At 65.1% G+C, this 22,899-nt stretch carries 18 protein-coding genes and 3 tRNA genes; 15 read left to right on the top strand and 6 right to left on the bottom strand.

The window, feature by feature from the left end; genetic code table 11:
• The first annotated feature begins 38 nt into the window (after positions 1-38).
• A tRNA-Ser gene (locus tag ABFX19_RS07970) sits at positions 39-126 on the top strand.
• 70 nt (positions 127-196) lie between these two features.
• Here ABFX19_RS07970 and ABFX19_RS07965 read toward each other — a convergent pair.
• Complete coding sequence (locus ABFX19_RS07965; RefSeq protein WP_277358041.1) at positions 197-2,311, bottom strand: RecQ family ATP-dependent DNA helicase; 2,115 nt, start codon at positions 2,309-2,311, stop codon at positions 197-199.
• A gap of 123 nt (positions 2,312-2,434) precedes the next feature.
• Between ABFX19_RS07965 and ABFX19_RS07960 the strand changes: the two genes are divergently transcribed.
• Positions 2,435-3,841 (top strand): phosphomannomutase/phosphoglucomutase, encoded by a 1,407-nt coding sequence (locus ABFX19_RS07960; protein WP_346027987.1) that lies wholly within the window; start codon positions 2,435-2,437, stop codon positions 3,839-3,841.
• A gap of 89 nt (positions 3,842-3,930) precedes the next feature.
• On the opposite strand, the gene ABFX19_RS07955 is transcribed toward ABFX19_RS07960, so the two are convergent.
• Entirely contained in the window at positions 3,931-5,790 is a 1,860-nt protein-coding gene (locus ABFX19_RS07955; RefSeq protein ID WP_346027986.1) for a phosphoenolpyruvate carboxykinase (GTP), read from the bottom strand.
• A 292-nt stretch (positions 5,791-6,082) separates the two neighbouring features.
• Between ABFX19_RS07955 and ABFX19_RS07950 the strand changes: the two genes are divergently transcribed.
• Together ABFX19_RS07950 and ABFX19_RS07945 are read left to right on the top strand one after the other, a co-directional pair.
• Positions 6,083-6,158, top strand: a tRNA-Arg gene (locus ABFX19_RS07950).
• Between the two features lie 98 nt (positions 6,159-6,256).
• Positions 6,257-7,669 carry a dihydrolipoyl dehydrogenase family protein gene (locus ABFX19_RS07945; RefSeq protein ID WP_346027985.1) on the top strand — a complete coding sequence of 471 codons (1,413 nt, stop codon included), beginning with the start codon at positions 6,257-6,259 and terminating at the stop codon, positions 7,667-7,669.
• On the opposite strand, the gene ABFX19_RS07940 is transcribed toward ABFX19_RS07945, so the two are convergent.
• The 3 genes from ABFX19_RS07940 to upp form a co-directional block, all read right to left on the bottom strand.
• A complete protein-coding gene (locus tag ABFX19_RS07940) occupies positions 7,666-8,190 on the bottom strand; it encodes a SixA phosphatase family protein (RefSeq protein ID WP_056546294.1) in 525 nt (174 codons plus the stop codon). The genes ABFX19_RS07945 and ABFX19_RS07940 overlap by 4 nt on opposite strands.
• Before the next feature lie 28 nt (positions 8,191-8,218).
• A complete protein-coding gene (locus ABFX19_RS07935; RefSeq protein ID WP_346027984.1) occupies positions 8,219-9,061 on the bottom strand; it encodes a winged helix-turn-helix domain-containing protein in 843 nt (280 codons plus the stop codon).
• Positions 9,062-9,511: 450 nt separating this feature from the next.
• A complete protein-coding gene (upp, locus tag ABFX19_RS07930; RefSeq protein WP_056546288.1) occupies positions 9,512-10,147 on the bottom strand; it encodes a uracil phosphoribosyltransferase in 636 nt (211 codons plus the stop codon).
• Positions 10,148-10,169: 22 nt separating this feature from the next.
• Between upp and tadA the strand changes: the two genes are divergently transcribed.
• The 3 genes from tadA to ABFX19_RS07915 all read left to right on the top strand — a co-directional run bounded on the left by tadA (position 10,170) and on the right by ABFX19_RS07915 (position 11,332).
• Positions 10,170-10,649, top strand: coding sequence for a tRNA adenosine(34) deaminase TadA (gene tadA / locus ABFX19_RS07925; RefSeq protein WP_346027983.1), 480 nt, complete (start codon positions 10,170-10,172; stop codon positions 10,647-10,649).
• Positions 10,650-10,709: 60 nt separating this feature from the next.
• Positions 10,710-11,192 carry a pyridoxamine 5'-phosphate oxidase family protein gene (locus ABFX19_RS07920; protein WP_346027982.1) on the top strand — a complete coding sequence of 161 codons (483 nt, stop codon included), beginning with the start codon at positions 10,710-10,712 and terminating at the stop codon, positions 11,190-11,192.
• Between the two features lie 50 nt (positions 11,193-11,242).
• Positions 11,243-11,332: transfer RNA gene (locus ABFX19_RS07915), tRNA-Ser, on the top strand.
• Between the two features lie 80 nt (positions 11,333-11,412).
• Here ABFX19_RS07915 and ABFX19_RS07910 read toward each other — a convergent pair.
• Complete coding sequence (locus ABFX19_RS07910; RefSeq protein WP_346028055.1) at positions 11,413-11,886, bottom strand: GNAT family N-acetyltransferase; 474 nt, start codon at positions 11,884-11,886, stop codon at positions 11,413-11,415.
• Between the two features lie 147 nt (positions 11,887-12,033).
• On the opposite strand from ABFX19_RS07910, the gene ABFX19_RS07905 reads away from it, so the two are divergent.
• From ABFX19_RS07905 to ABFX19_RS07870, 8 genes are all read left to right on the top strand, one after another.
• Positions 12,034-12,441, top strand: a complete 408-nt coding sequence (locus ABFX19_RS07905; RefSeq protein WP_346027981.1) for an ester cyclase — start codon at positions 12,034-12,036, stop codon at positions 12,439-12,441.
• A 91-nt stretch (positions 12,442-12,532) separates the two neighbouring features.
• Entirely contained in the window at positions 12,533-13,000 is a 468-nt protein-coding gene (locus tag ABFX19_RS07900) for a 23S rRNA (pseudouridine(1915)-N(3))-methyltransferase RlmH (protein WP_346027980.1), read from the top strand.
• A 117-nt stretch (positions 13,001-13,117) separates the two neighbouring features.
• Positions 13,118-13,717, top strand: coding sequence for a hypothetical protein (locus ABFX19_RS07895; RefSeq protein ID WP_277358056.1), 600 nt, complete (start codon positions 13,118-13,120; stop codon positions 13,715-13,717).
• Positions 13,718-13,793: 76 nt separating this feature from the next.
• The gene (locus ABFX19_RS07890) at positions 13,794-14,516 is read left to right on the top strand and encodes a YcnI family copper-binding membrane protein (RefSeq protein WP_277358057.1); all 723 of its coding nucleotides are present in this window, start codon (positions 13,794-13,796) and stop codon (positions 14,514-14,516) included.
• Between the two features lie 82 nt (positions 14,517-14,598).
• Entirely contained in the window at positions 14,599-15,282 is a 684-nt protein-coding gene (locus ABFX19_RS07885; RefSeq protein WP_346027979.1) for a DUF4232 domain-containing protein, read from the top strand.
• A gap of 74 nt (positions 15,283-15,356) precedes the next feature.
• The gene (locus ABFX19_RS07880) at positions 15,357-20,075 is read left to right on the top strand and encodes an ATP-dependent helicase (protein ID WP_346027978.1); all 4,719 of its coding nucleotides are present in this window, start codon (positions 15,357-15,359) and stop codon (positions 20,073-20,075) included.
• Complete coding sequence (locus ABFX19_RS07875) at positions 20,068-20,862, top strand: Fpg/Nei family DNA glycosylase (RefSeq protein ID WP_346027977.1); 795 nt, start codon at positions 20,068-20,070, stop codon at positions 20,860-20,862. Before ABFX19_RS07880 ends, ABFX19_RS07875 begins: the two co-directional genes overlap by 8 nt.
• Positions 20,863-20,938: 76 nt before the next feature.
• Positions 20,939-22,861 carry a DUF6541 family protein gene (locus tag ABFX19_RS07870; RefSeq protein ID WP_346027976.1) on the top strand — a complete coding sequence of 641 codons (1,923 nt, stop codon included), beginning with the start codon at positions 20,939-20,941 and terminating at the stop codon, positions 22,859-22,861.
• The last annotated feature ends 38 nt before the right edge of the window (positions 22,862-22,899 follow it).

The raw sequence follows: 22,899 nt of genomic DNA, 5'->3' as shown, positions 1-22,899 counted from the left end.
AGGTTCTGGGTAGTCTTGGGTGGCTAGTAATAGCTGCTGGAGACGTGCCAGAGCGGCCGAATGGGCTTCACTGCTAATGAAGTGTGGGCCTAAAGCCTACCGGGGGTTCAAATCCCCCCGTCTCCGCGTTTCGAAAAGGCGCCTCGGTCCTGGACCGGGGCGCCTTTTCCTTTACACGAACGTGTCTGCTGAACGGTTAGGCCTTCAGTGCGAGGACAAAGGGAAGCACTTCCTGGGCGCCTGCCTGCCTCAGTGCCCTTCCGGCGACTGTGAGGCTCCACCGGCTGTCCGCCAGATCATCGACCAGCAGCACCGGGCCGGGATTCGCCGCGAACCAGGCACGGCCTTCGTCCGGTACCGCAAACCTCTCCCACACCGCTGCGAGACGGAACGCACTGTTGCCGCCGGAGCTGCCGCTCGGCCAGCCCTGCGGCAGTTGAAGTGCCCCCAGGTGAGGGATTCGGCCCACGCCGGCCAAGCTTTCGGCGAGCGAACGGATCAGCAGAGCGCGCCGTCGTGAGGGCATGCTGACCACCGCCACCGGTCTGGTGTCCCACTGCCATTCTGCGAGCACCCGCACACAGGCCTGCACGGCTGCCGGGTCCAGCGCGGCGTCTTCGGATGAGTCCGCAAGGAGTTCCCGTACCCGGTTCCCCCAGCCGAGGTCAGTCATGCGTGCGAGTGCACGTCCGGCGGAGACCTGCTGGTCCGCGGGGATGCGTCCCTTGACGGGGACACCGAGCTTGTCCATCCCGGATGGCCATTGGCTCCTGGGTTCCAGAAGGACACCGACCCTGCCGAGCGCGCTGGCGGCACTCTCCGAGGCGTCGTGTGACACCTCATCCGAGAACCAGGACCCGGCACAGTTGTCGCAGCGGCCGCAGGGCGCAGCCAGCGGATCATCGAGCGCGGCAGCGAGGAATTCCATCCGGCAGCCACTGGTATTTTCATAGTCGAGCATTGAGTTCTGCTCTTGCACTCGGGCTGCGGAAATGCGCGAATACCGCTCGCGGTCATACTCCCAGGGCCTCCCGGTGGCCTGCCAGCCTCCGGTCACCTTCTGCACCGCACCGTCCACGTCAAGCACCTTCAGGAGAAGCTCGAGCGGCGATCGCCGCACGTCCACCCGGGCTTCGAGGGCCGGTGTGGAGAGCACCGTTCCTCCTGCCAGTTCCGCCAGGATCCGCTGCGCCTTGTCCTCGGCGGGCATGGACGAGGTGGCGAAGTACTCCCAGATCTCGCGGTCCTCATTTCCTGGAAGCAGCAGCACATCCGCGTTGGGGGTTCCTCGGCCGGCGCGGCCCACCTGCTGGTAATAGGCGACCGGAGAGGACGGCGCGCCAAGGTGCACCACGAACCCGAGATCGGGTTTGTCGAAGCCCATGCCGAGGGCACTCGTGGCGATCAACGCCTTCACCTCGTTGTTCTTGAGTGCCTTCTCCGCCGCTTCACGATCCGCCGGGTCTGTTCGGCCGGTGTAGGCCAGCACGGAATGGCCGCTCTCCCGCAGGAGGCGTGCAGTGTCTTCAGCTGCAGAGACGGTGAGGGTGTAGATGATCCCGCTTCCAGGCAGATCATTCAGGTGGGTCAGGAGCCACGCGAGCCGTGAGCGGGGGCTGGGAAGGCGCAGCACGCCGAGCCGCAGCGACTTGCGGGCAAGTTCTCCGCGCAGCGTGTAGACAGCGGTTCCGTCGGTGCCGAGCTGATCTTCGACGTCCTTGACCACGCGGGAGTTGGCGGTGGCCGTGGTTGCAAGCACGGGCACGCCCTGCGGCAGCGTGGTGATGAGATCGCGGAGGCGCCGGTAGTCCGGCCGGAAATCATGACCCCAATCAGAGATGCAGTGGGCCTCGTCAATCACCAGCAGCCCGGTGCGACGGATGAGTTCCGGCAGCTGGTTCTCGCGGAAGGCCGGGTTATTCAGCCGCTCCGGGGACACCAGGAGCACGTCCAGTTGGTCCGCGTCGAGCGTGGTGGTGATCTCTTGCCACTCGGTTTGGTTTGCCGAATTGATGGCAGCGGCCCGGACACCTGCGCGCTCGGCGGCAGCCACCTGGTCCCGCATCAGCGCGAGCAGCGGAGACACTATGAGGGTGGGTCCCGCACCCATGGCGCGCAGCAGCAGGCTCGCAACGAAGTACACGGCGGATTTCCCCCACCCGGTGCGCTGCACCACCAGGGCCCGGCGCCCACCACTGACCAGCGCCTCGATAGCCTCGAACTGGCCCTCATGAAATGCGGCGTCCTCGCGCCCCACGAGTGTTCGAAGTATCGCGAGCGCCTGCTGGTGGAGGGTGGTTGTTTCAGCCATGCGCCCCAGTATGGCAGTTGGTACTGACGCATTCGGCGGGCTTCGGCGCAGTGTGGACAACCGTCGTCGTCCATTACTCCCCAGCCTCCGGACGGCCGAAGCCAAGCGGTTAGACTTTCCAGCGTGAACACAACCATCGATCTGTCCGCATCGTTCAAAGCCTATGACGTACGAGGGATCGTCGGTGAGACCATCACCACGGAGTCCGTCCGGGCAGTGGGCGCCGCCTTCGTTGATGTGCTGAAACTGTCCGGGGAAACCGTCCTGGTTGGCGGCGACATGCGCCCTTCCTCGCCGGAGTTTTCCGAGGCCTTCGCGGAAGGCGCTACCACCCGCGGCGCAGATGTGGTGTTCCTCGGTCTGATCTCCACTGATGAGCTCTACTACGCCAGCGGCAGGTACAACGCCGCAGGCGTCACCTTCACAGCCAGTCACAATCCCGCCCAGTACAACGGTATGAAGATGTCCCGCCCCGGCGCAGTCCCGGTGTCCTCCGAGACGGGCCTTGCGGAGATCCGGGAGCTGGCGGAGAAGTACCTTGCCGAAGGCACCATTCCGGCAGGCGAGCGGCGTGGCTCCACTTCCTCACGGGATGTACTGAAGGATCACGCCGAGTATCTGCGTTCGCTGGTGGATCTCTCGGGCAGCCGCCCGATGAAGGTTGTTGTGGATGCAGGTAACGGCATGGCAGGGCTCACTACGCCGGCAGTGCTTGGGGCCGAGTACCTGGACGCTTTGCCGTTCGAGATCATTCCGCTCTACTTCGAGCTGGACGGCACCTTCCCCAACCATCCCGCCAATCCCCTCGAGCCGGAAAACCTCCGCGACCTGCAGCAGGCAGTGGTCAGTAACGGCGCGGACATCGGGCTCGCTTTCGACGGGGACGCGGACCGGTGCTTTGTCATCGATGAGCAGGGCAACCCGGTTTCGCCCAGCGCAATCACGGGCATGGTGGCGCGCAGGGAGATCCGCCGTGCGCAGGCTGCCGGCGAGCAGGAACCCGTGATCATCCACAATTTGATCACCTCACGCGCCGTGCCGGAACTGGTTCGCGCAGAGGGCGGCCGGCCGGTGCGCACGCGCGTGGGCCACTCCTTCATCAAGGCCGTCATGGCAGAGGAGGGCGCGGTCTTCGGCGGCGAACACTCGGCTCACTATTACTTCCGTGAGTTCTGGAACGCAGACACCGGAATGCTCGCAGCCATGCATGTGCTCGCCGCGCTCGGCGAACAGGATCAGCCGCTGTCCGAGCTCGGCCGTGAATACGAGCCCTACTTCGCCTCCGGCGAGATCAACACCCGGCTCGACGACGTCGCTGCCGCGACCGCGCGCGTCCGGCAGGAATTCGAGAACGACGGCGTCACAGTGGACGAGGTTGATGGCCTCACCTTTACTGCCGACGACGGCTCCTGGTGGTTCAACCTCCGGGCGTCCAATACGGAGCCGTTCCTGAGGCTCAATGCGGAAGCCGAAAAGCCTGAGACCCTCGAAAGCCTCACCACTGCGGTTCTCGAGCAGATCCGGCAGTAACTGCCCTTCTTAAGTCAGTGTGGCCGGCCCCCCGTTGGAAGAACCGGCCACACTGTTACGGACTACTCGGCGCTACGGCTTACCCGCCGCTAGACCGCGAAACGCTCCTTCAACCGCTGCAGTTCTCCGGATAGCTCCGCGGGCAGTGACTCCCCGAACCGCTGGTACCACTGCTCGATGCCCTCCAGCTCGGCAGCCCACTCGTCAGCATCCACCCGGACCGCCTGCTCAACGTCAGCGGCGGTGAGGTCCAGGCCGGTGAGATCGATCGCGTCCGGCGCCGGCACGTACCCGATCGGGGTCTCAACGGCATCGGCCTGGCCCTCGAGCCGTTCGATGATCCACTTGAGCACCCGTGAGTTGTCACCGAAGCCCGGCCACGCAAAGCCGCCGTCCGCGGTGCGGCGGAACCAGTTCACGAGGAAGATCTTCGGCAACCGCGTCTGGTCTGCCTGGCCGCTGACTTTCAGCCAGTGGCTGAGGTAATCACCGGCATCGTAACCAATGAAGGGCAGCATCGCCATTGGATCGCGGCGCACCCTGCCAACCGCTCCGGCAGCGGCGGCCGTGGTCTCCGAGGACAGGGTGGAGCCCATGAAGATGCCGTTGGTCCAGTCGCGTGACTGCGTCACGAGGGGGACGGTGGTCTTTCGCCGGCCGCCGAAGAGGATCGCCGACAGTTCAACGCCCTCAGGGTCGTTGAATTCTTCGGCAAGCATGTCGATCTGGTCGATCGGCGTGCAGAACCGGGCATTGGGATGGGCAGCCGGGTTGTCCGAGGAGGGCGTCCAGTCGTTGCCCTGCCAGTCCATCAGGTGTGCTGGCACGTCCTCGGTCATGCCCTCCCACCAGACACCGCCGTCGTCAGTCAATGCAACATTGGTGAACACGGAATTGCCCTTGGCGATGGCACGCATGGCGTTGGGATTCGTGTCCCACCCGGTGCCGGGCGCCACGCCGAACAGGCCGGCTTCGGGGTTGACCGCCCGCAATTCGCCCTCTTTCCCGAAACGCATCCATGTGATGTCGTCTCCGAGTGTCTCGACCTTCCACCCCTCAATGGTCGGGTCGAGGAGGGCGAGGTTGGTCTTGCCGCAAGCGGACGGGAAGGCTGCGGAAACGTAGTACGTCTTGTTCTCCGGAGAAGTGAGCTTCAGGATGAGCATGTGCTCAGCGAGCCAGCCCTCGTCCCGGGCCATCACCGAAGCAATGCGAAGGGCATAGCACTTCTTGCCAAGCAAAGCGTTTCCGCCGTAACCGGATCCGAAGGACCAGATTGAGCGCTCCTCCGGGAAGTGCACAATCCACTTTTCCTCGTTGCACGGCCACGCGACGTCCTGCTGCCCCGACTCCAGCGGCGCACCTACGGAATGAAGGGCCGGGACAAACTCGGCATTGAGTTCGGTCAGCCGGTCCAGGACCTCGGTACCGATGGTCGCCATGATGCGCATGGAGGTCACTACATAGGCGCTGTCCGTGATCTCGACGCCGAACTTCGGGCTCTGCGCATCGAGGTGGCCCATGACGAAGGGGATTACATACATGGTCCTGCCGCGCATGGAGCCGGCGAACAGGCCGCGCAGCTTCTCCTTCATCTTGTCCGGGTCCATCCAGTTGTTGGTGAATCCGGCGTCCCGCTCGTTCTGCGAGCAGATGAAGGTCTGCTCCTCGACCCGGGCAACATCGGCCGGGTCGGAGAACGCTGCGAAAGAGTTGGGGAAGAGCTCGGGATTGAGGCGCTTGAAGGTGCCGGCGGAGACCAGCTCATCGCTGAGCTGTGCGTTCTCCTCAGCGGATCCGTTGACCCAATACACCCGGTCCGGCTGCGTCAGCGCGGCAGTCTCCTCGACCCAGGCCAGCAGTTCCCGATGAGTTGTAGGTGCAGCCATTACTGCATCGTGCTCAGTCGCTCGGTCAGCAAGCAACGGCTGCCGCACAGAATCGCCCATGTCTCGTCCCTTCGTTGGGTGGGTGGTGTGTATTGATGCTAGGGGCGGTATCAGCGCGGATTTCCGCCGTCGAAGGCGTACTGTTGGTCCTGCGAACGCGGTGATCCGCGCAAGTACGCGGTTTTACCTAACTCCTCACCCTGCTTAGTGTGATAAACGTCACGTAGACCGGTCTAGCCCGCTCTGCGGCTGTAATCGAGCACTTCCGCCAATTAGCATTAGGTTCCGAATGGCTGTAAAGTTATCTACGGCCAAACGGCCATGGAGAAGTCATTCACAACGGCTTTGAACTGCGTGCGTAGCTCAACGGATAGAGCATCTGACTACGGATCAGAAGGTTGGGGGTTCGAATCCCTTCGCGCGCACCACTGAACAAACCGCTCCGGGCAACCGGGGCGGTTTTGGTTTAACCTCTCCCGTTCTTCGGAGCTTGCCCCACCGCATCTCCGGTGCCAAGCTCAGGACCATGAGTGCCGAGCAGACCACTGACGTCATTGTTATCGGAGCCGGCGCGGTGGGCGAGAATGCTGCCGCCCGTGTGATTCAGGGAGGGCTCTCCGCCACCCTCGTCGAATCGGAACTGGTGGGCGGCGAGTGTTCCTACTGGGCCTGCATGCCGTCGAAGGCACTGCTGCGGCCGGGTTCCGCCCTGCACTCCGCGCGCGCGGTCGCGGGCTCACGTGAAGCAGTCACCGGCACCCTTGATGCCCAGCAGGTACTGGCCCGCCGCGACGAATTCACCTCGCACTGGGATGATTCCTCGCAGGTCGAATGGGTGGAGAAGACCGGAATCACACTGGTCCGCGGCCGCGCCCGCCTCACCGGCGAGCGTCGGGTCGAGGTGACCACCGACGACGGCGCCACCACCCTGGTTGCGCGCCACGCCGTCGCTCTCGCTACGGGATCCGCGCCGACCATTCCTCCTATCGACGGTCTTGACGGCCTCAACTTCTGGGGTACGCGGGAAGCGACATCTGCCAAGGAAGTGCCGGAATCGCTCGCAGTGCTGGGCGGCGGAGTTGCAGGTGCAGAACTGGCGCAGGCCTACGCCCGGCTTGGTTCAGCGGTCACCCTGATCGCCCGGAGCGCGCTGCTGGGCAGCTACCCGGAACCCGCGGCGCGGCTGGTGCAGCAGGGCCTGGAGCACGACGGCGTTACCCTCCACCTGAACACCGGCACCGAATCGGTTGCTTACGATGGCGAACGCTTCCGCGTGAGCCTCGCCGGCGGAACCGTTGTGGAGTCAGAGAAGCTCCTCGTCTCCACCGGCCGCCATCCTGCCCTGGCAGGTCTCGGTGTGGAGGAACTCGGGCTCGAACCACGGCGGCTGGACACTGATGACTCCGGCCAGGTCAGCGGCCATCCCTGGCTCTACGCAGTGGGCGACGCCGCCGGGAAAGTGCTCCTCACGCATCAGGGCAAATACGAGGCCCGGATGACCGGGGATGCGATCGTTGCCCGCGCGAAGGGCGAGTTGCAGGGGCCGCCGGAAAGGTGGGGGCCGTTTGCAGCCACCGCGGATTCGTACGCCGTCCCTCAGGTTGTCTTCACCGATCCGGAAATCGCCATGGCGGGCCGGACACTCGAGACAGCACGCAAGGACGGGCTGAACGTCAGCGAGACGTCACTGGAGCTGTCGGTTGCCGGATCTTCCCTCCACGCCGACGGCTACAAAGGTTGGGCGCAGATGGTGGTGGACGATGAACGGAAGGTCCTGGTGGGCGTGACCTTCGCCGGACCGGACGTAGCCGAACTCCTGCACGCTGCGACCATCGCCATTGCCGGTGAGGTTCCGCTGCACCGCCTCTGGCACGCCGTGCCCGCGTACCCAACGATCAGCGAAGTGTGGCTCCGGCTGCTTGAGAGGTACGGGCTTTAAGCGCGGCGGACCACGAAGTTGCTCACCTCGGCGTCACGCCCGTCCAGTTCCCCCCACTGCGAGGCATGACTGAGGACGGTGAGTCCCGCAGTCGGATAGTGGCTGGCAAGGTCAACCACAGCGTCCTCATCGGAGTCCACAGACGCGAGCCGCATGGCGAGGTTCTGGATGCCGGGCAGGTGCCCGATCACCAGGACGCTTGTTGCGGTGTCCGGCACCTGGTTGATCACCGCGAGTATCTCCGTGGCGGTTGCCGCATACAGTTTCGGCTCGAGCCGGGGAGTCGGAGCCTTCTCCCCCAACTCCTGGCACACCCAGATGCAGGTCTGGCGCGCGCGTAGTGCGCTGGACGTCAGAATGAGGTCCGGCAGGGCGTCGTGCTCCACCATCCACCGCCCAATCAGTGGCGCGTCCCGGTGTCCCCGTCCGCTCAGGGGCCGCTCATGGTCCGGCACATCCGAATGCCAGTCCGACTTCGCGTGCCGCAGGAGCATCAGGCGCTTCAGATGGTGGGAAGACATTCCCTCACCCTACTTGGAAAGCGGCACCTTAGATGGAGTACTCCGGAGCAGCCCACACCACAACTTCAGGGTGCTCATAGAAGCGGTAACCCTGCCCGCGAACCGTGCGCACCGTGTTGGCCAGACGGCCAAGCTTCGAGCGCAGGCGGCGGATGTGCACGTCAATGGTGCGCTCATTTGGAACCTCATCGGCGTTGCGCCACAACCCGCTGAGCAGTTCCTCACGGCCAACTGTCCGCGAGGCATTTTCGACCAGGTAGTTAAGGAGTTCGAACTCCTTGAAGGTCAGGTTCAGAATGTCACCGTCGAGGTGCACCTCGCGCCGGGACAGGTCAATCAGCACTCCGGTGGGACGTGGAGCCGGGGGAGGTGTGGGCTGCTGTTCGGTGCGCTGACGGCGGTTCACCGTAGGGTCACCCAGCGCCTGCCGGACAACATCAATATCGGTGCCGACGGCGTCTGCCGGAGCAAGCGCGACGGCGGCGTGGCTCTGTGCGCCGGGGACGAGTGTGCGGACGTAGGCCCGCACGTCCTGTGCCAGCTTGCTCAGCGTGGTGTCATTCTCGGCAGCGGTGTCCTCGTCCAGTGCAACGTAGAGAACGAATCCACGGGCGGTGGTGTCCGCCGTTACCGCCTGCGGTCCAGGAATCCCGTTGGGAGTGACCACCGGGACCGGCGCAGTGATGGGGTTGCCAGAGTCAGCAGGTGTAGGCACTGGCTTCAACTGTCCGTAGGCCGGCGCATACGAGGGTGCGGTCGGTTGGCTGTAGGTCGGAAACCCCGGGCGCTGCCCGTAAGTCTGGCGCTGAATACTCGCGCGGTTTTGTGCGTTGCGGAGGGAAATGTGGACGTATCCGGAAGAAACGGTCATGTTTTAAACAACCTCATGGTGAATCGCCGTCATCACGGCTCGAATGCAGGGGTGTGCCCGGTCGAGATGGAGCTTCTGTGGAGCCCGCCGTTGGGCTAGGGAATGCGTAAGAGGGTGGGGTAAACCGTTACGCGCACATTCGACAGCAGCGAGATTCCTGCGCGGACATGATGCCCGGGGAATAAGCTGCGGCTGCAGATGCTGCTGAGTTGGTGTTCACAATCCGAATTATTACACGTAACAATCAGCTACGCACAAGTAACAATGGTAGGGCGTCCGCATGGTGGACGCTTCGAGTGAAGACAAAATGTCAAACCATCAGCATCGTTGCGTGGCGTTTGAAGACGAAAAGGTAGCGAGCGCATCTCAGAGCGGCAAATTGTCCAGAAAACCTCTGGTTGTCCGGAAGTGCTCAAGGGTGAGCGCCCGGATAGTGGACAATCGACCCAGCTAGCCGACGACGCCGTAGAGGCGGTCTCCTGCGTCACCGAGGCCAGGCACGATGTAGGCGTTTTCATTCAGTTTCTCGTCGATGGAGGCGAGGACGATGGTGACGTTTTTGCCCTCCAGTTCCTGCTTGAGGACCTCGAGGCCCTCGGGCGCGGCAAGGAGGCAGATGCAGGTGACATCAGCTGCACCGCGGCGGAACAGGAACTTGATGGCCTCACGGAGGGTTCCTCCCGTAGCCAGCATGGGATCGAGCACGAACACCTGCCGGCCCGTGAGGTCATCAGGGAGCCGTTCAGCGTAAGTGATGGCCTCGAGGGTCTCCTCATTCCGGGCCATTCCCAAAAAACCGACTTCCGCGGTGGGCACGAGGCGGGTCATTCCCTCGAGCATGCCCAGACCGGCGCGGAGAATGGGAACGACGAGGGGTGTCGGCTTGACCAGGCCGGTTCCGACCGTTGTGGTGACAGGAGTCTCGATCTGCACCGGCTCAACGCGCACATCCCGGGTGGCCTCATACGCGAGCAGTGTCACCAGTTCCTCCGTGAGTAACCGGAAGACCGGAGACGGAGTGTTCTTGTCCCTCAGGACCGTCAATTTATGGGACACCAGAGGATGGTCCACTACCAGAACGCGCATTGCTCAAAAGTATCATTGGCACATGTCCAGCCACCGCGCCCCCGCAGAGCGTGACCATGCCGCGTGGATGCAGCTGGCGCTGGCCGCCGCCCGGCACGCGGATGAGACGGCGGACGTCCCGATTGGCGCCGTCGTCGTCGGCCCTGATGGAACAGTGCTGGGCACCGGCTGGAATGAGCGTGAGGTAACCGGTGATCCCACCGCCCACGCGGAAGTACTGGCCATCCGGCGGGCGGCTGCCGCGCTGGGCGCCTGGCGGCTGGAAGGCTGCACGCTGGTGGTGACGCTCGAGCCGTGTTCGATGTGCGCGGGTGCAAGCGTGCTTGCGCGGATTCCCCGCGTGATTTTCGGCGCCTGGGATGAGAAAGCGGGCGCCGCCGGGTCAGTATTTGACGTGCTGCGTGAACGCCGGCTGAATCACTGGACCGAAGTTTTCCCCGGGGTCCTCGAGGACGAGTGCGCAGCCCTGTTGAAGGAGTTCTTCGCCGCCCGGAGGGGATGACGTAGGGTGATTGCTAAGTACACTTACCAATCACGCCATCGCGGCAGATAGGGAGCAGGAATGAATTCGCAACAGGACGGCATGAAGGAACTCAGGAAGATTGTGAAGGACGCTGATATCGCGATCCTCACCACTGTGAACGCCCAGGGCCAGCTTGTGAGCCGGCCGCTCGCGGTGCAGGAGGCAGAGTTCGACGGCGACCTGTGGTTCTTCACGGAGGACCCCTCCCCGAAGGCGGATGAAATCCGCGCCAACCCACAGGTGAACGTGTCCATCAGCAGCGGCAAGGGCTATCTGTCCGTAGCGGGGACGGCGACGCTGACGAAGGACCGCGCCAAGATTGATGAGCTGTGGAGTTCTTCGGTCAAGCCGTGGTTTGACGGCAAGGATGATCCGTCTGTTGCCCTGATCAAGGTGGACGCCGACACCGCCGAATACTGGTCGCTTGATACACCACGAGTGGTGGCGGCTTTCGAGATTGCCAAGGGCATGGTTATCGGCGAGCGCCCTGATCCGGGGAAGAACGACGTCGTCGACCTCTAGCGTCCGCCGTTTTGGGCACAGAGTCACTCAGCCGGTAAAGTGTTGGCGTTGGTGACGTGTCCGAGCGGCCGAAGGTGCAACACTCGAAATGTTGTTTGGTGTAAAAGCCAACGTGGGTTCAAATCCCACCGTCACCGCCACTTGAGAAGGCCCTGTTTCCCTCGTCACAACGGGAAACAGGGCCTTTTGCTTCCTCAGTTTCGACCACGGCGTGAGGACGTCAACGCACGAGGCGAACGATGTGAACCGGCGTTCCAACGATCGCATGCGTCGCCGAAGCTCCATCGGGCCTGAAACCGTTCCTTCGGTAGAAGGCGTGTGCGCGGGGATTGTCCGCAGCCATCCATAGGTAGGCAGGCTCAGCGCCGAGACCCGCCTCCACAAGCCGCTGCCCGGCCCCTGTTCCGTAATGGCTTGCCAGAACGTAGAGTCCTTCGAGTTCTGTGGACCGTGGGGTGCCCTCGCGCCCGCGACCGATGGTGATCCAGCCGACGGTCTGGGAGTCGATCACGGCCACCCAGATCTCGCTCCCACCATCACGGATGATGTCCACCCAGCGACTCACCCTTTGCACAACGTCAAGGGCAGCCAGGGCCTGGGCCGGAGCCAAATGTGCGTACGCTTCCCGCCACGACTGCACATGAACCGCGCCTATCCCGGCAGCGTCAGCTTCGACGGCGCGGCGGATCACCATATTCTTCACGGCACCAAGGTACCCCTGCACGCGCAGCCGGCAGAGTCGAGCACAGTGATGCCCGAGGACAGCCCACGGGTTGCGCCCGGCAACCTTTACGGCAATGGTGGGTAGTAAGGCTACTGACAATCCAAGGAGGACTCATCCATGTCCAGCGATATCAATCTCAAGGCACAGGAAAAGCTCGGCTCCATCATCGCTGCCCGGGAGGTGGACCGGCTGGATGAAGTGTTTGCGCAGGACGTCGTTGACCATGACCCCGCGCCGGACGCCGCTCCGGGTGTCCGCGGCATTATCGACTTCTGGGTTGACTTCCTGAACGCCTTCCCGGACCTCGAGCTTAATCCTGAAGTGATGATGGCAGACGAAGACAAGGTCACCGTAGTACTGACTCTCGCTGGGACACACCAGGGTCCTTTTCAGGGTATTGAACCGACCGGACGCAGCATCCGCATCCGCGGAATCCAAGTGGCCCGCTTCGAGAACGGGTTGATCGTGGAACGCTGGGGCTGCTCCGACGAGGCAGGTATCCTCAAGCAGCTCGGCGCTGCATAGGTCGCATCTGAGTACATCGGGTCAGCAGCCATCGTGCCCTTTGCGGCACTATGACTGCTGATCCGCTTCGCGTCGGCATTAGCGTTGAACCATGGCATTACGCGCGCTGGCCGTCGGCCGGAAACATGAACCCTGGGTTGCCGACGGCATTGACCGCTACGAGAAGCGGCTGAAGAAGCCCTTTGACCTTTCCTGGCAACTCATCCCGCATTCCGCCCGCGAAGGCGACGCCGCCCGGGACGAGGAGTCGGCACGCCTCCTCGAACGGCTGGGCGGGAAGAACGCCGCCGATTACGTCTTCCTCCTCGATGAGCGGGGCAAAGCCATAGACTCCCCCACCCTCGCTGCCCGGCTCCAGCAGCCCCTCGACAATTCCCGCAACATCACATTGATCATCGGCGGAGCCTACGGCGTCAATCCCGAAGTGCACGAACGCGCCGACTTTGTCTGGTCTCTCTCACCGCTCGTCTTCCCGCACCAGCTGGTCCGGCTCATCCTCGCCGAGCAGCTCTACCGGTCCCAGGAAATTGCAGGGCGCCGGCCCTACCATCACGAGTAGCCGCCCTGACCATCACGAGCGGTAGGACCGAGCCAAAGCGTCAGCGGCAGCGAATAGAGTAGGAAGAACCTACTACTTCTACAGGAAGTAGAACGGCATCGCGGAAGGAGGAGACTGATGGCCAGCACGCACGCGCGCCTCGTACGCGCGATTGCCACCGCCGTCGTTATCTTCTTCCTTGCCGCAGGCGCTCACCTTGCCGGTGGAGCAGGGCTTCCCAGCCCGCTCATCCTCGGAACGCTCGCGGTCACCACGCTGCTCGCGGTGACCATCCTGTCGCGGAAAAAACTGCCGCTCCCCGCCGTGCTGGGTACCCTCGGCGCCGGTCAGATACTGCTTCACCAGGCGTTCACAACACTGACGACGACGGCGGCCTGCGTCCCTACCTCCAGCGTCCACTTCGGTCCGCAACAGGTTCACTGCACGCCCGCCGGCGGCATGGAGCACGCGCATGCCTTCTCGATGTTCGACAACCCGCTGATGCTCGCGGCGCACGCCGGTGCTGTCATTGTCACCGCGCTAATGCTTTATCACGGGGAAGCGGCGCTGGAACTGGCGGCGCAGTGGCTGCGGCCCCTTGCCGCGCTGCCGCGGCTGGTGGCTTTTCCGCCGCTGGCCGATCTCCCGGTCATCCCTGCAGCTCCCGTCCACGACTACCTCGCGCCGCTGCTGAGCATGAGGCAGCTGCGCGGTCCGCCCCTGTCCACCTCTCACTAACCAACACCGGCGCCACATCAGCGCCCTTTCCACACTTCAGCTTGTTCCTGGACAAGCACCTTTGAGAGGTAACACCATGAAATCTTCAGTTCGCCGTACCCTGACCGCAGCTGCCGCAACCACTGGCCTGATGGGCCTAGGCCTCACCGGCGCCGCAGCACACGTCAACATCACCCCCGACACCACGGCGGCGGGCGCACACGCCCTGCTGACTGTGTCGTTCTCGCACGACTGCGAGGGTTCGCCCACCAACAAGCTCACCATTTCCCTGCCGGAACCCCTGGTGGACGCCAAGCCGGAGATTGTTCCCGGGTGGACGGTGGAGAAGGTAACCGAGACGCTCGATGAGCCGCTGACACTGGATAACGGAAGCAGCGTGACCGAGCGCGTCGGGCAGATCGTATACACAGCCGAGACCCCTGTGCAGGACGGCTACCTGCAGCAGTTCGACATGTCGGTTCAGCTGCCGGAGCGCGAGGGTGAAACGCTTGCGTTCCCCGTCCTGCAGAGCTGTGTGGAGGGAGAGACCGACTGGGCGGAAATCCCCGCTGAGGGCGAGGACCCGCACAGCCTCGAGGCACCCGCACCCACCATCACGCTGACCGGAGCCGAGGAGCACGGCCACGCTGAGGAAGCGGCAACGGAAACCACCGCCGAAGAAGCTGATCTGGAAAGCGCGTCCGCCAGCAATGACTCCTCCGGCGCCTCCACCGTTGGCTACGTAGGACTTGGAGCCGGCTTGCTCGGGCTGATCGCCGGCGTCACCGCCCTCCTGCGCACGCGCAACTCCAAGGCGTAAGGGTCTAACGTTCCCTGCCTCAATCGGCCACGCGCCGTCGCGGCTGTTTGACGCAGGGAACGTTCCCCATAAGGGTGAGTTCATGACCACCCGTGTACCCGCTTCCTGCCTGCTCGCCGCCGCCGTCGCACTTGGAACGCTCGCCCTGACGGGTTGCGCCTCCGGCGAGCCGGCAGCGGAAGAGACCGGTCCCGCGTCGTCGGCTAGCGAGGAGCCGACGACCGCGGAGGAGCCGACGCCTTCCCAATCGACCTCGAAGTCCGCCTCCGCAGAGCCCTCCGAGAGCAGCGAACCCACGCAATCCGCCACCGCGGATGCGAGCCCGACGGCGTCGCCTGCGGACGGCGTCTGCACCGCCGACATGCTCAGCGCGGTCCTCGAAACCGAAATGGGCGGCGGCGCAGCGGGCAGCGTCTACCGGCAGATCATCTTCACGAATACGGCCAGCGAGGAGTGCGAGATCACCGGCTACCCGGGGATGTCCTATGTGGACGCCGCCGGCAACCAGGTGGGCGCACCCGCAGACCGCGAGCCCGCGGAATCCGCCGAGGTGATCCTGGCTCCAGGTGAATCCGCTGTTGCACCCGTGAAGCAGACAAACGCACAGAACTACGGTGCTGACTGCGAGCTGACGGACGTTGCCGGCCTGCGCGTGTACCCGCCGAATGACACCGAGTCGCTGATCGTCGACCAGACGGGCACCGCGTGCGCAGCCGAAGACATCGTGCTCATGACGGTAGCTCCCACGAAACCGCTGTCACCCTGACAGCAAACTCTCGGCACCGTGTGCTCCCACCGCAGCTGACAGAATGTGTCGGAGGGGTAGGAGATGATGAATCGATGACATCGGTGCTTGAGAAATTCACGCCCGCCACACGCCAGTGGTTCGAGGGCGCCTTCTCAGCACCCACCCCTGCCCAGGAGGGCGCGTGGAACGCCGTCTCGGCGGGCTCGCACGCGCTGGTCGTCGCTCCAACCGGATCGGGGAAAACCCTCGCCGCGTTCCTCTGGGCGCTGGACAGTTTCATTGCACGTCCCGTAGAGGGCAAGCGGTCCACCCGCGTGCTGTATATCTCTCCGTTGAAGGCGCTCGGCGTCGATGTTGAGCGCAACCTGCGCGCTCCGCTCATCGGCATCACCCAGACCGCCAAGCGACTGGACCTGCCGGCACCGTCCGTCTCCGTGGGCGTGCGCTCCGGGGACACGCCTCAAGCTGAGCGCCGCGCCCTGCTCACCCGGCCGCCGGACATCCTGATCACCACGCCGGAGTCGCTCTTCCTCATGCTCACCTCCCGGGCGAGGGAAACCCTGATGGACTTGGACACCGTCATCATCGACGAGGTCCATGCCGTGGCCGGAACCAAGCGGGGCGCGCACCTCGCAGTTTCCCTGGCGCGGCTCGATGCGATGCTGGAGAAGCCGGTCCAGCGGATTGGCCTCTCAGCGACGGTGGAGCCCAAGGAAACGGTGGCCCGCTTCCTCGCGGGGAATGCTCCGGTGGAGATCGTGGCTCCGCCTTCGAAGAAGTCGTGGGACCTCACGGTCACCGTTCCCGTGGAAGACATGACCGAGCTGGGCGGCGCACCCACCACCGACGACGACGGCGGCCCCACTGCCTCGCCGAGCATCTGGCCTCATGTGGAGGAGCGGATCGTCGACCTGATCCAGACCAAGCGGTCAACGATCGTCTTCGCCAACTCCCGCCGGCTGGCCGAGCGGCTCACCGCCCGGCTGAACGAGATTCATGCTGAACGCCTGGAAGCCGCGTCCTTCTGGGATCCACCCGCGAACGCGCCCTCGGTTACGCCTGCGGATTCTCCTCCGGATCCTCCCGCCGATCCGGCGGCTGTCGAGAGAGCCGAACTGAAGCGCACGCCCGCCGAACTGATGGCCCAGGCAGGGCAGACCGAGGGCGCCGAGCCGTTGCTCGCCCGCGCCCACCACGGCTCTGTATCGAAAGACCAGCGCGCGCTCATTGAGGATGACCTGAAGTCCGGCCGGCTGCGGTGTGTTGTGGCGACGTCGTCCTTGGAACTGGGCATCGACATGGGCGCCGTTGACCTGGTGATCCAGGTCGAGTCCCCGCACTCCGTGGCCAGCGGCCTCCAGCGCGTGGGCCGGGCCGGGCACCAAGTGGGCGAGGTCTCCGAGGGCGTGCTGTTTCCCAAGCACCGCGGAGACCTCGTGAACACCGCCGTCACCGTCGAACGGATGCTGGCCGGTCAGATCGAACCGCTCTACATTCCCACCAACCCACTGGATATCCTTGCCCAGCAAACCGTCGCGGCCACCGCCCTCGAGACCATCGATGTGGAGGAATGGTTCGACGTGGTCCGCGCATCCGCGCCCTTCGCCACGCTTCCCCGCTCCGCCTTTGAGGCGACGCTCGATCTCCTGGCCGGCCGGTACCCGTCGGATGAATTCGCCGAACTGCGGCCGCGCATCGTCTGGGACCGGGTGGAAGGGACCATCACCGGCAGGCCCGGCGCCCAGCGCCTGGCCGTTACCTCCGGCGGCACCATCCCGGACCGCGGGCTGTTCGGCGTCTACCTCGTGGGGTCCGAGGACGCCGGATCAAACCGCGGCGGCCGGCGGGTCGGTGAGCTGGACGAGGAGATGGTCTACGAATCGCGCGTCGGTGATGTCTTCGCCCTCGGTGCAACCAGTTGGCGCATCGAGGACATCACCCATGACCGCGTGCTGGTTTCTCCTGCCTTCGGGCAGCCGGGCAAGCTTCCCTTCTGGAAGGGCGATTCCCTGGGCAGGCCGGTGGAACTGGGCCGGGCACTCGGCAAGTTCGTCCGCGAACTTTCGAATGCATCGGAGGACGACGCCGCTGCCCGGTGCCGCGCGAGCGGCCTGGACGAGTGGGCGGCCGGCAACCTGCTCGCGTATCTCCGTGAGCAGCAGCAGTCCACGGAAGTGGTGCCGAGTGACCGCACGCTGGTGGTTGAGCGCTTCCACGATGAGCTCGGTGACTGGCGGGTAGTCCTCCACAGCCCGTTCGGCATGCCCGTGCATGCGCCGTGGGCGCTCGCGGTCGGTGCCCGCCTTGAGCAGCGGTACGGGATGGACGGCTCCGCCATGGCGTCCGATGACGGCATTGTGCTGCGAGTGCCGCTGATGGAAGACGAGCCTCCCGGCGCCGACCTGTTCCTCTTCGATGCGGAGGAACTGGACGGCATTGTCACGGCGCAGGTAGGCGGGTCAGCGCTCTTCGCATCCCGGTTCCGGGAATGTGCAGCGCGGGCGTTGCTGCTGCCACGGAACAACCCGTCCAAGCGCAGCCCGCTGTGGCAGCAGCGGCAGCGCTCCGCACAACTGCTGGACGTGGCACGCAAGTTCCCCACCTTCCCGATCATCCTCGAGACAGTCCGCGAGTGCCTCCAGGACGTTTATGATCTTCCGGCGCTCAAGGACATCGCCGCGCAGATCGACCGCCGTGAACTCCGGATTGTCGAGACCACCACGTCCCAACCGTCGCCGTTCGCGCGCACCATGCTGTTCGGGTACGTTGCGTCCTTCCTCTACGAGGGCGACTCACCGCTCGCCGAGCGCCGCGCCGCAGCGCTCTCGCTCGACCCCACGCTCCTCAACGAACTGCTGGGCCGGGCGGAACTACGTGAACTCCTCGACGCCGGCGTCATCGCTGACACCGAGCAGGAGCTTCAGCGCCTCGCTCCTGACCGGAAAGCACGCGGCCTCGAGGGCGTCGCGGACCTCCTGCGCCTGCTTGGCCCCCTGACCCCCGCCGAAATCGCCGAGCGGTCCGAGGAACCCGGGGAAGCGGCCACGTCCGCGGACGCGCTGGTCAAGGCCAACCGGGCACTGCGCGTCAACGTTGCCGGGGAAGAACGCATTGCTGCCATCGAGGACGCCGCGCGGTTGCGTGATGCCCTCGGAGTGCCGCTGCCCATGGGTGTCCCGCTGGCGTTCATCGAACCGGTCCCGGACCCGCTGGGTGACCTCGTCGGCCGCTACGCCCGCACGCATGGTCCCTTCACGGCAGCGGAAGCCGCCGCGCGGCTGGGACTGGGTGTCGCCGTCGTCGTCACCGCCCTGCAGCGGCTGGTCGCGGATGGCCGCGTGGTGGAGGGCGAGTTCCGCCCCACGGCTTCAGCCCCGGGCCATGAGGCTGCCTCGAGCGAGTGGTGCGATGCCGAGGTGCTTCGCCGGCTCCGCCGCCGGTCGCTCGCTGCGTTGCGCCACGAAGTGGAGCCGGTGGACCCTGCCGCCTATGGCCGGTTCCTGCCCGCGTGGCAGCATGTCGGTTCCGGCCTGCGCGGTCTCGACGGCGTGGCCACGGTGATCGACCAGCTTTCCGGAGTGCCGATTCCGGCGTCTGCGTGGGAACCGCTGATCCTGCGCACGCGGGTCTCCAACTACAACCCGGCCATGCTGGACGAGCTGGCGGCAACGGGTGAGGTGGTCTGGTCCGGTGCCGGATCCTTGCCCGGGAACGACGGCTGGATCTCGCTTCACCTCGCGGAGAACGCGCCGCTTACCCTACGCCCGGATCCGGAGTTCGAGCCCAGCCCCCTGCAACAGGAACTCCTTGACCTGCTCTCCGGCGGCGGTGCCTATTTCTTCCGGCAACTAGTCCAGGGACTGACCAACGGGAACCAACCCGCGGACGGCGCGGTGACCGCCGCGCTATGGGAGCTGGTCTGGGCCGGACGGATCGGCAACGACACGTTCACTCCGGTGCGTTCCCTGCTGGCGGGCGGGAAGACTGCGCACAAGCAGCGCACACCCGCCCCGCGGGCACGGACCGCAAGGATAGGTCGGCTCGGCAGGGCGCCGTCCCTGACCGGCGGCAGCCTGCGGACGGGCGCATTGTCAGCCGGGAACGACGGCGGAACCGGCTACCAGCGCAGCACTCCTCCACAAGTGGCCGGGCGGTGGTCGCTGCTGCCGGGCATCGAAGGTGACACCACCATCCGGGCGCACGCCACCGCGGAACTGCTCATGGACCGCTACGGCGTTCTCACCCGCGGTTCCGTTGCGAGTGAGGGTATTCCGGGCGGATTCGGGCTCATGTACAAAATGCTGTCGCGCCTGGAGGAAATGGGGCGGTGCCGCCGCGGCTACTTCATCGAGCATCTCGGCGCCGCGCAGTTCGCGGTGCCGGCCACGGTGGACCGACTGCGCTCCTTCAGCGCGGACGCACGCCCGGATGCCGCCCTCGCGAAGAAGCCCACCGCCGTCGCGCTTGCTGCTACAGATCCGGCGAACCCCTTCGGAGCGGCGCTGGGCTGGCCACAGCACGACGGCGGACACCGGCCCGGCCGCAAAGCCGGCGCCCTGGTGGTACTGGTCGACGGGCAGCTTGCGCTCTATGTTGAGCGCGGCGGTAAAACCATGCTTACCTACACCGCAGACACCGAACCCCTCACCGCCGCAGCGGAGGCGCTGGTTGCCGCAATCCGGCACGGGGCAGCGGACAAGATGGCCGTCGAGAAAATCAACGGCGAATCCGTCCTCGACTCCGCAGCCGGACGAGCCCTTGCCGATGCCGGCTTCTACAGCACGCCCCGGGGGCTGAGAATCCGTGCCTGAGGGAGATACCGTCTGGCGCGCCGCCCGCGACCTCAACCGCGCACTCCACGGCAAGGAGCTCACCCGCTGCGACATCCGCGTGCCGAAATTCGCGACGGTGGATTTCACCGGCCGGACGGTGCGCGACGTCGTCGCCCGCGGCAAGCATCTGCTCATCCGTGTGGAGGAAGAGTGGAGCATCCACTCCCACCTGAAGATGGAGGGCCTCTGGCACGTCTATCCCAAAGGCGGGAAGTGGCGCCGCCCAGCGTTCAAGGCACGCTGCATCCTGGAAACGGAAACCTCCACAATCGTGGGTTTCGAACTCGGATTCCTCCGCATCATCCCGCAGGCAGAGGAGGACGACGCCGTCGGCTACCTCGGACCCGACCTGCTCGGGCCCGACTGGAACGCCGAGGAAGCGCTGCGCCGGCTGCGCGCGGACCCGGCTCGCCCCGTGGGCCTGGCGCTGCTCGATCAGCGGAACCTCGCCGGCATCGGTAACGTTTACCGATGCGAGTTGTGTTTCCTCGCTGGGGAGCATCCGCTCACCCCGGTGGGCGAAGTCAAAAACCTTCCGCGTATGGTGGAACTCGCTCACCGGCTGCTCGAGGTGAACAAAGGCAGGTCAACGCGCGTCACCACCGGGTCCATGCTGCGTGACCCGCTGTGGGTGTACGGGCGGACGGACCGGGGCTGCCTGCGTTGCGGAACCCGCGTTGTGCGCAGCGAGCTCGGCGACAACGAGTTGGAGCAGCGGGTGCTCTATCACTGCCCGCACTGCCAGCCCGCGCGGGATACGGCGTGAGCATCATCCGCGCGCACATGACCATCCGCAGCACCCTGACCATCCGTACCATCCGCACTGACTACCGAGGGAGACCATGAGCTGGCTCAGCACGCTTCCAGGCTTCTTCGTTGCGCTGCTGGTGCTCCTTGGCCCCGGGCTGCTGTGGGGCGCCGTCTTCGGTCTGCGTCGCCTCACACTGCTTGCACTGGCCGGTCCGCTGAGCGTCAGTGCCGTGGTCATCGCCTCCGAGTCGGCCGCGCTGGCGGGCGTCCGCTGGTCGATTGTGCCGCTGCTCGGAGTCACCGCCGCTGTAGCACTCCTGCTCTGGCTCATCCGGCGACGCTTCGGGGAGGCGGTCGCCACGGACCCCGGCGGGCCACTGCGGCACTCGCTTGCTGCGTGGGCTGCTGCGGCGATCCCGGTCGGTCTGATCACGCTGTGGATCTTCGGTGACCCGGAAAACATCGCGCAGTCACACGACAACATTTTCCATCTCAACGCTGTCCGGTACATCGCGGAAACCGGCAACGCGTCCTCCCCGGACCTCGGATACCTGGGAACACGGGCGGCCACGTTCTACCCGGCGGGATGGCACGCCATCGTGTCGGTGGTCCTCCTGTCTTCCGGGCTGTCCGTACCCGCAGCCATCAATGTGGTGAACCTCGCCATAGTCCTGGCGATCTGGTGTATCGGGTGCCTTTTCCTCGTGACCCGTGTGACCGGCGAGCGCCGCACGGCCCTGCTTAGCGCCGCCGTGCTGTCCGGTGCCTACAGCAGTTTCCCCTACCTCCTGTATGAATTCGGCGTGGTCTATCCATTCATGCTGTCCATCGCCCTGCTGCCGGCTGTGCTCGGCCTGGTGGTGCAGCTGATGCGCGTCGGCGCACCGTTGCGTACGACGACGGCGGCCAACCTCCTGCTGCTGTTGGGGGTTCTGCCGGGGCTGGCTCTGGCGCACCCATCGTCGGTGGTCGGCGCACTCGGCCTCAGCCTGCCCATGGTGCTCGCGGCAGCGTACAGCAGACTTCGCCGCAGCGCTGAGCCGGCCTGGCGCACCCTCGTACCCACAGCGGTTTTCCTGGTGGTCCTCGCAGTTGTCTGGATGCGGATCCGGCCCTCGCGCGGCAGCTCGGACAACTGGAACGAACTCGGTAACGCCGGCGTCGCCCTGATCGAGGTGGTCCTGCACTCCCCGCTTTTCCGGCCACCAGCCTATTTGGTGGCGGCGCTGACACTAGTGGGTGCCGCCGTCGTACTCCGCCGCAAACGGCACCGCTGGACGCTTGCCCTGTACGGCTTCGCGGCGATGCTGTTTGTGGTCGCGAACTGGAAGGAAGCCCCGGACCTGCGGTGGATCGTGGCCGGCGTCTGGTACAACGACTACTTCCGGATCAGCGCCATGCTGCCGGTGGCTGGGATCATCATTGCCTCCCTCGGAGCGGTGGCCCTCGTCGACCTCGCGAAACGCCTGCCGAAGGTGCGTGCTCTCCTCCGTGAGGGGAGCAGGAAGCGGGGAGCCGCCGTCGTCGTCGTGCTGGTTGTTGTGGGTGTGCTGCTGGCGCCGCTGGGAGCGGTACAGCGCGGGGTTGCGGAAGCCGCCGCGAAGTACCGGTTCACCGAGGATTCCCAACTGCTGACTGTCGATGAGCTCGCGCTCATCGAGCGGGTGCCGGAGACTGTGGAGGAGGGGTCAGGCATTGTGGGGGTTCCGCTGACGGGGGCGTCGTTGTCCTACTCCTACACGGGAATCCCCACGCTGCTGCCGTACGGAACCCTACCTGCATCGGCCGCCGGCAAGATCATCTACGAGTCCCTGGACGAGCTCACCACCAATCCGGAAGTCTGCCCTGCGGCTCAGGAGATGGGGGTGGAGTACGTCCTCGATTTCGGCATCAGCTCCGTGCATCCGGGAGAAACGGAGGTAGTGCCGGGGCTGCAGGATCTGACCCCGGAGAACGGGTTCGAACGCGTGGACAGCGAGGGAGAAGCCGTTCTCTACCGGATCGTGGGTTGCTGAGAGCGTGCCGGCTCCCAGTCCCGCTACCCTAGATAAGT

It is taken from the genome of Arthrobacter parietis, from assembly GCF_039530425.1.
Taxonomy (GTDB): domain Bacteria; phylum Actinomycetota; class Actinomycetes; order Actinomycetales; family Micrococcaceae; genus Arthrobacter_D; species Arthrobacter_D parietis.
This window is presented reverse-complemented; position numbering and strand designations above follow the sequence as displayed.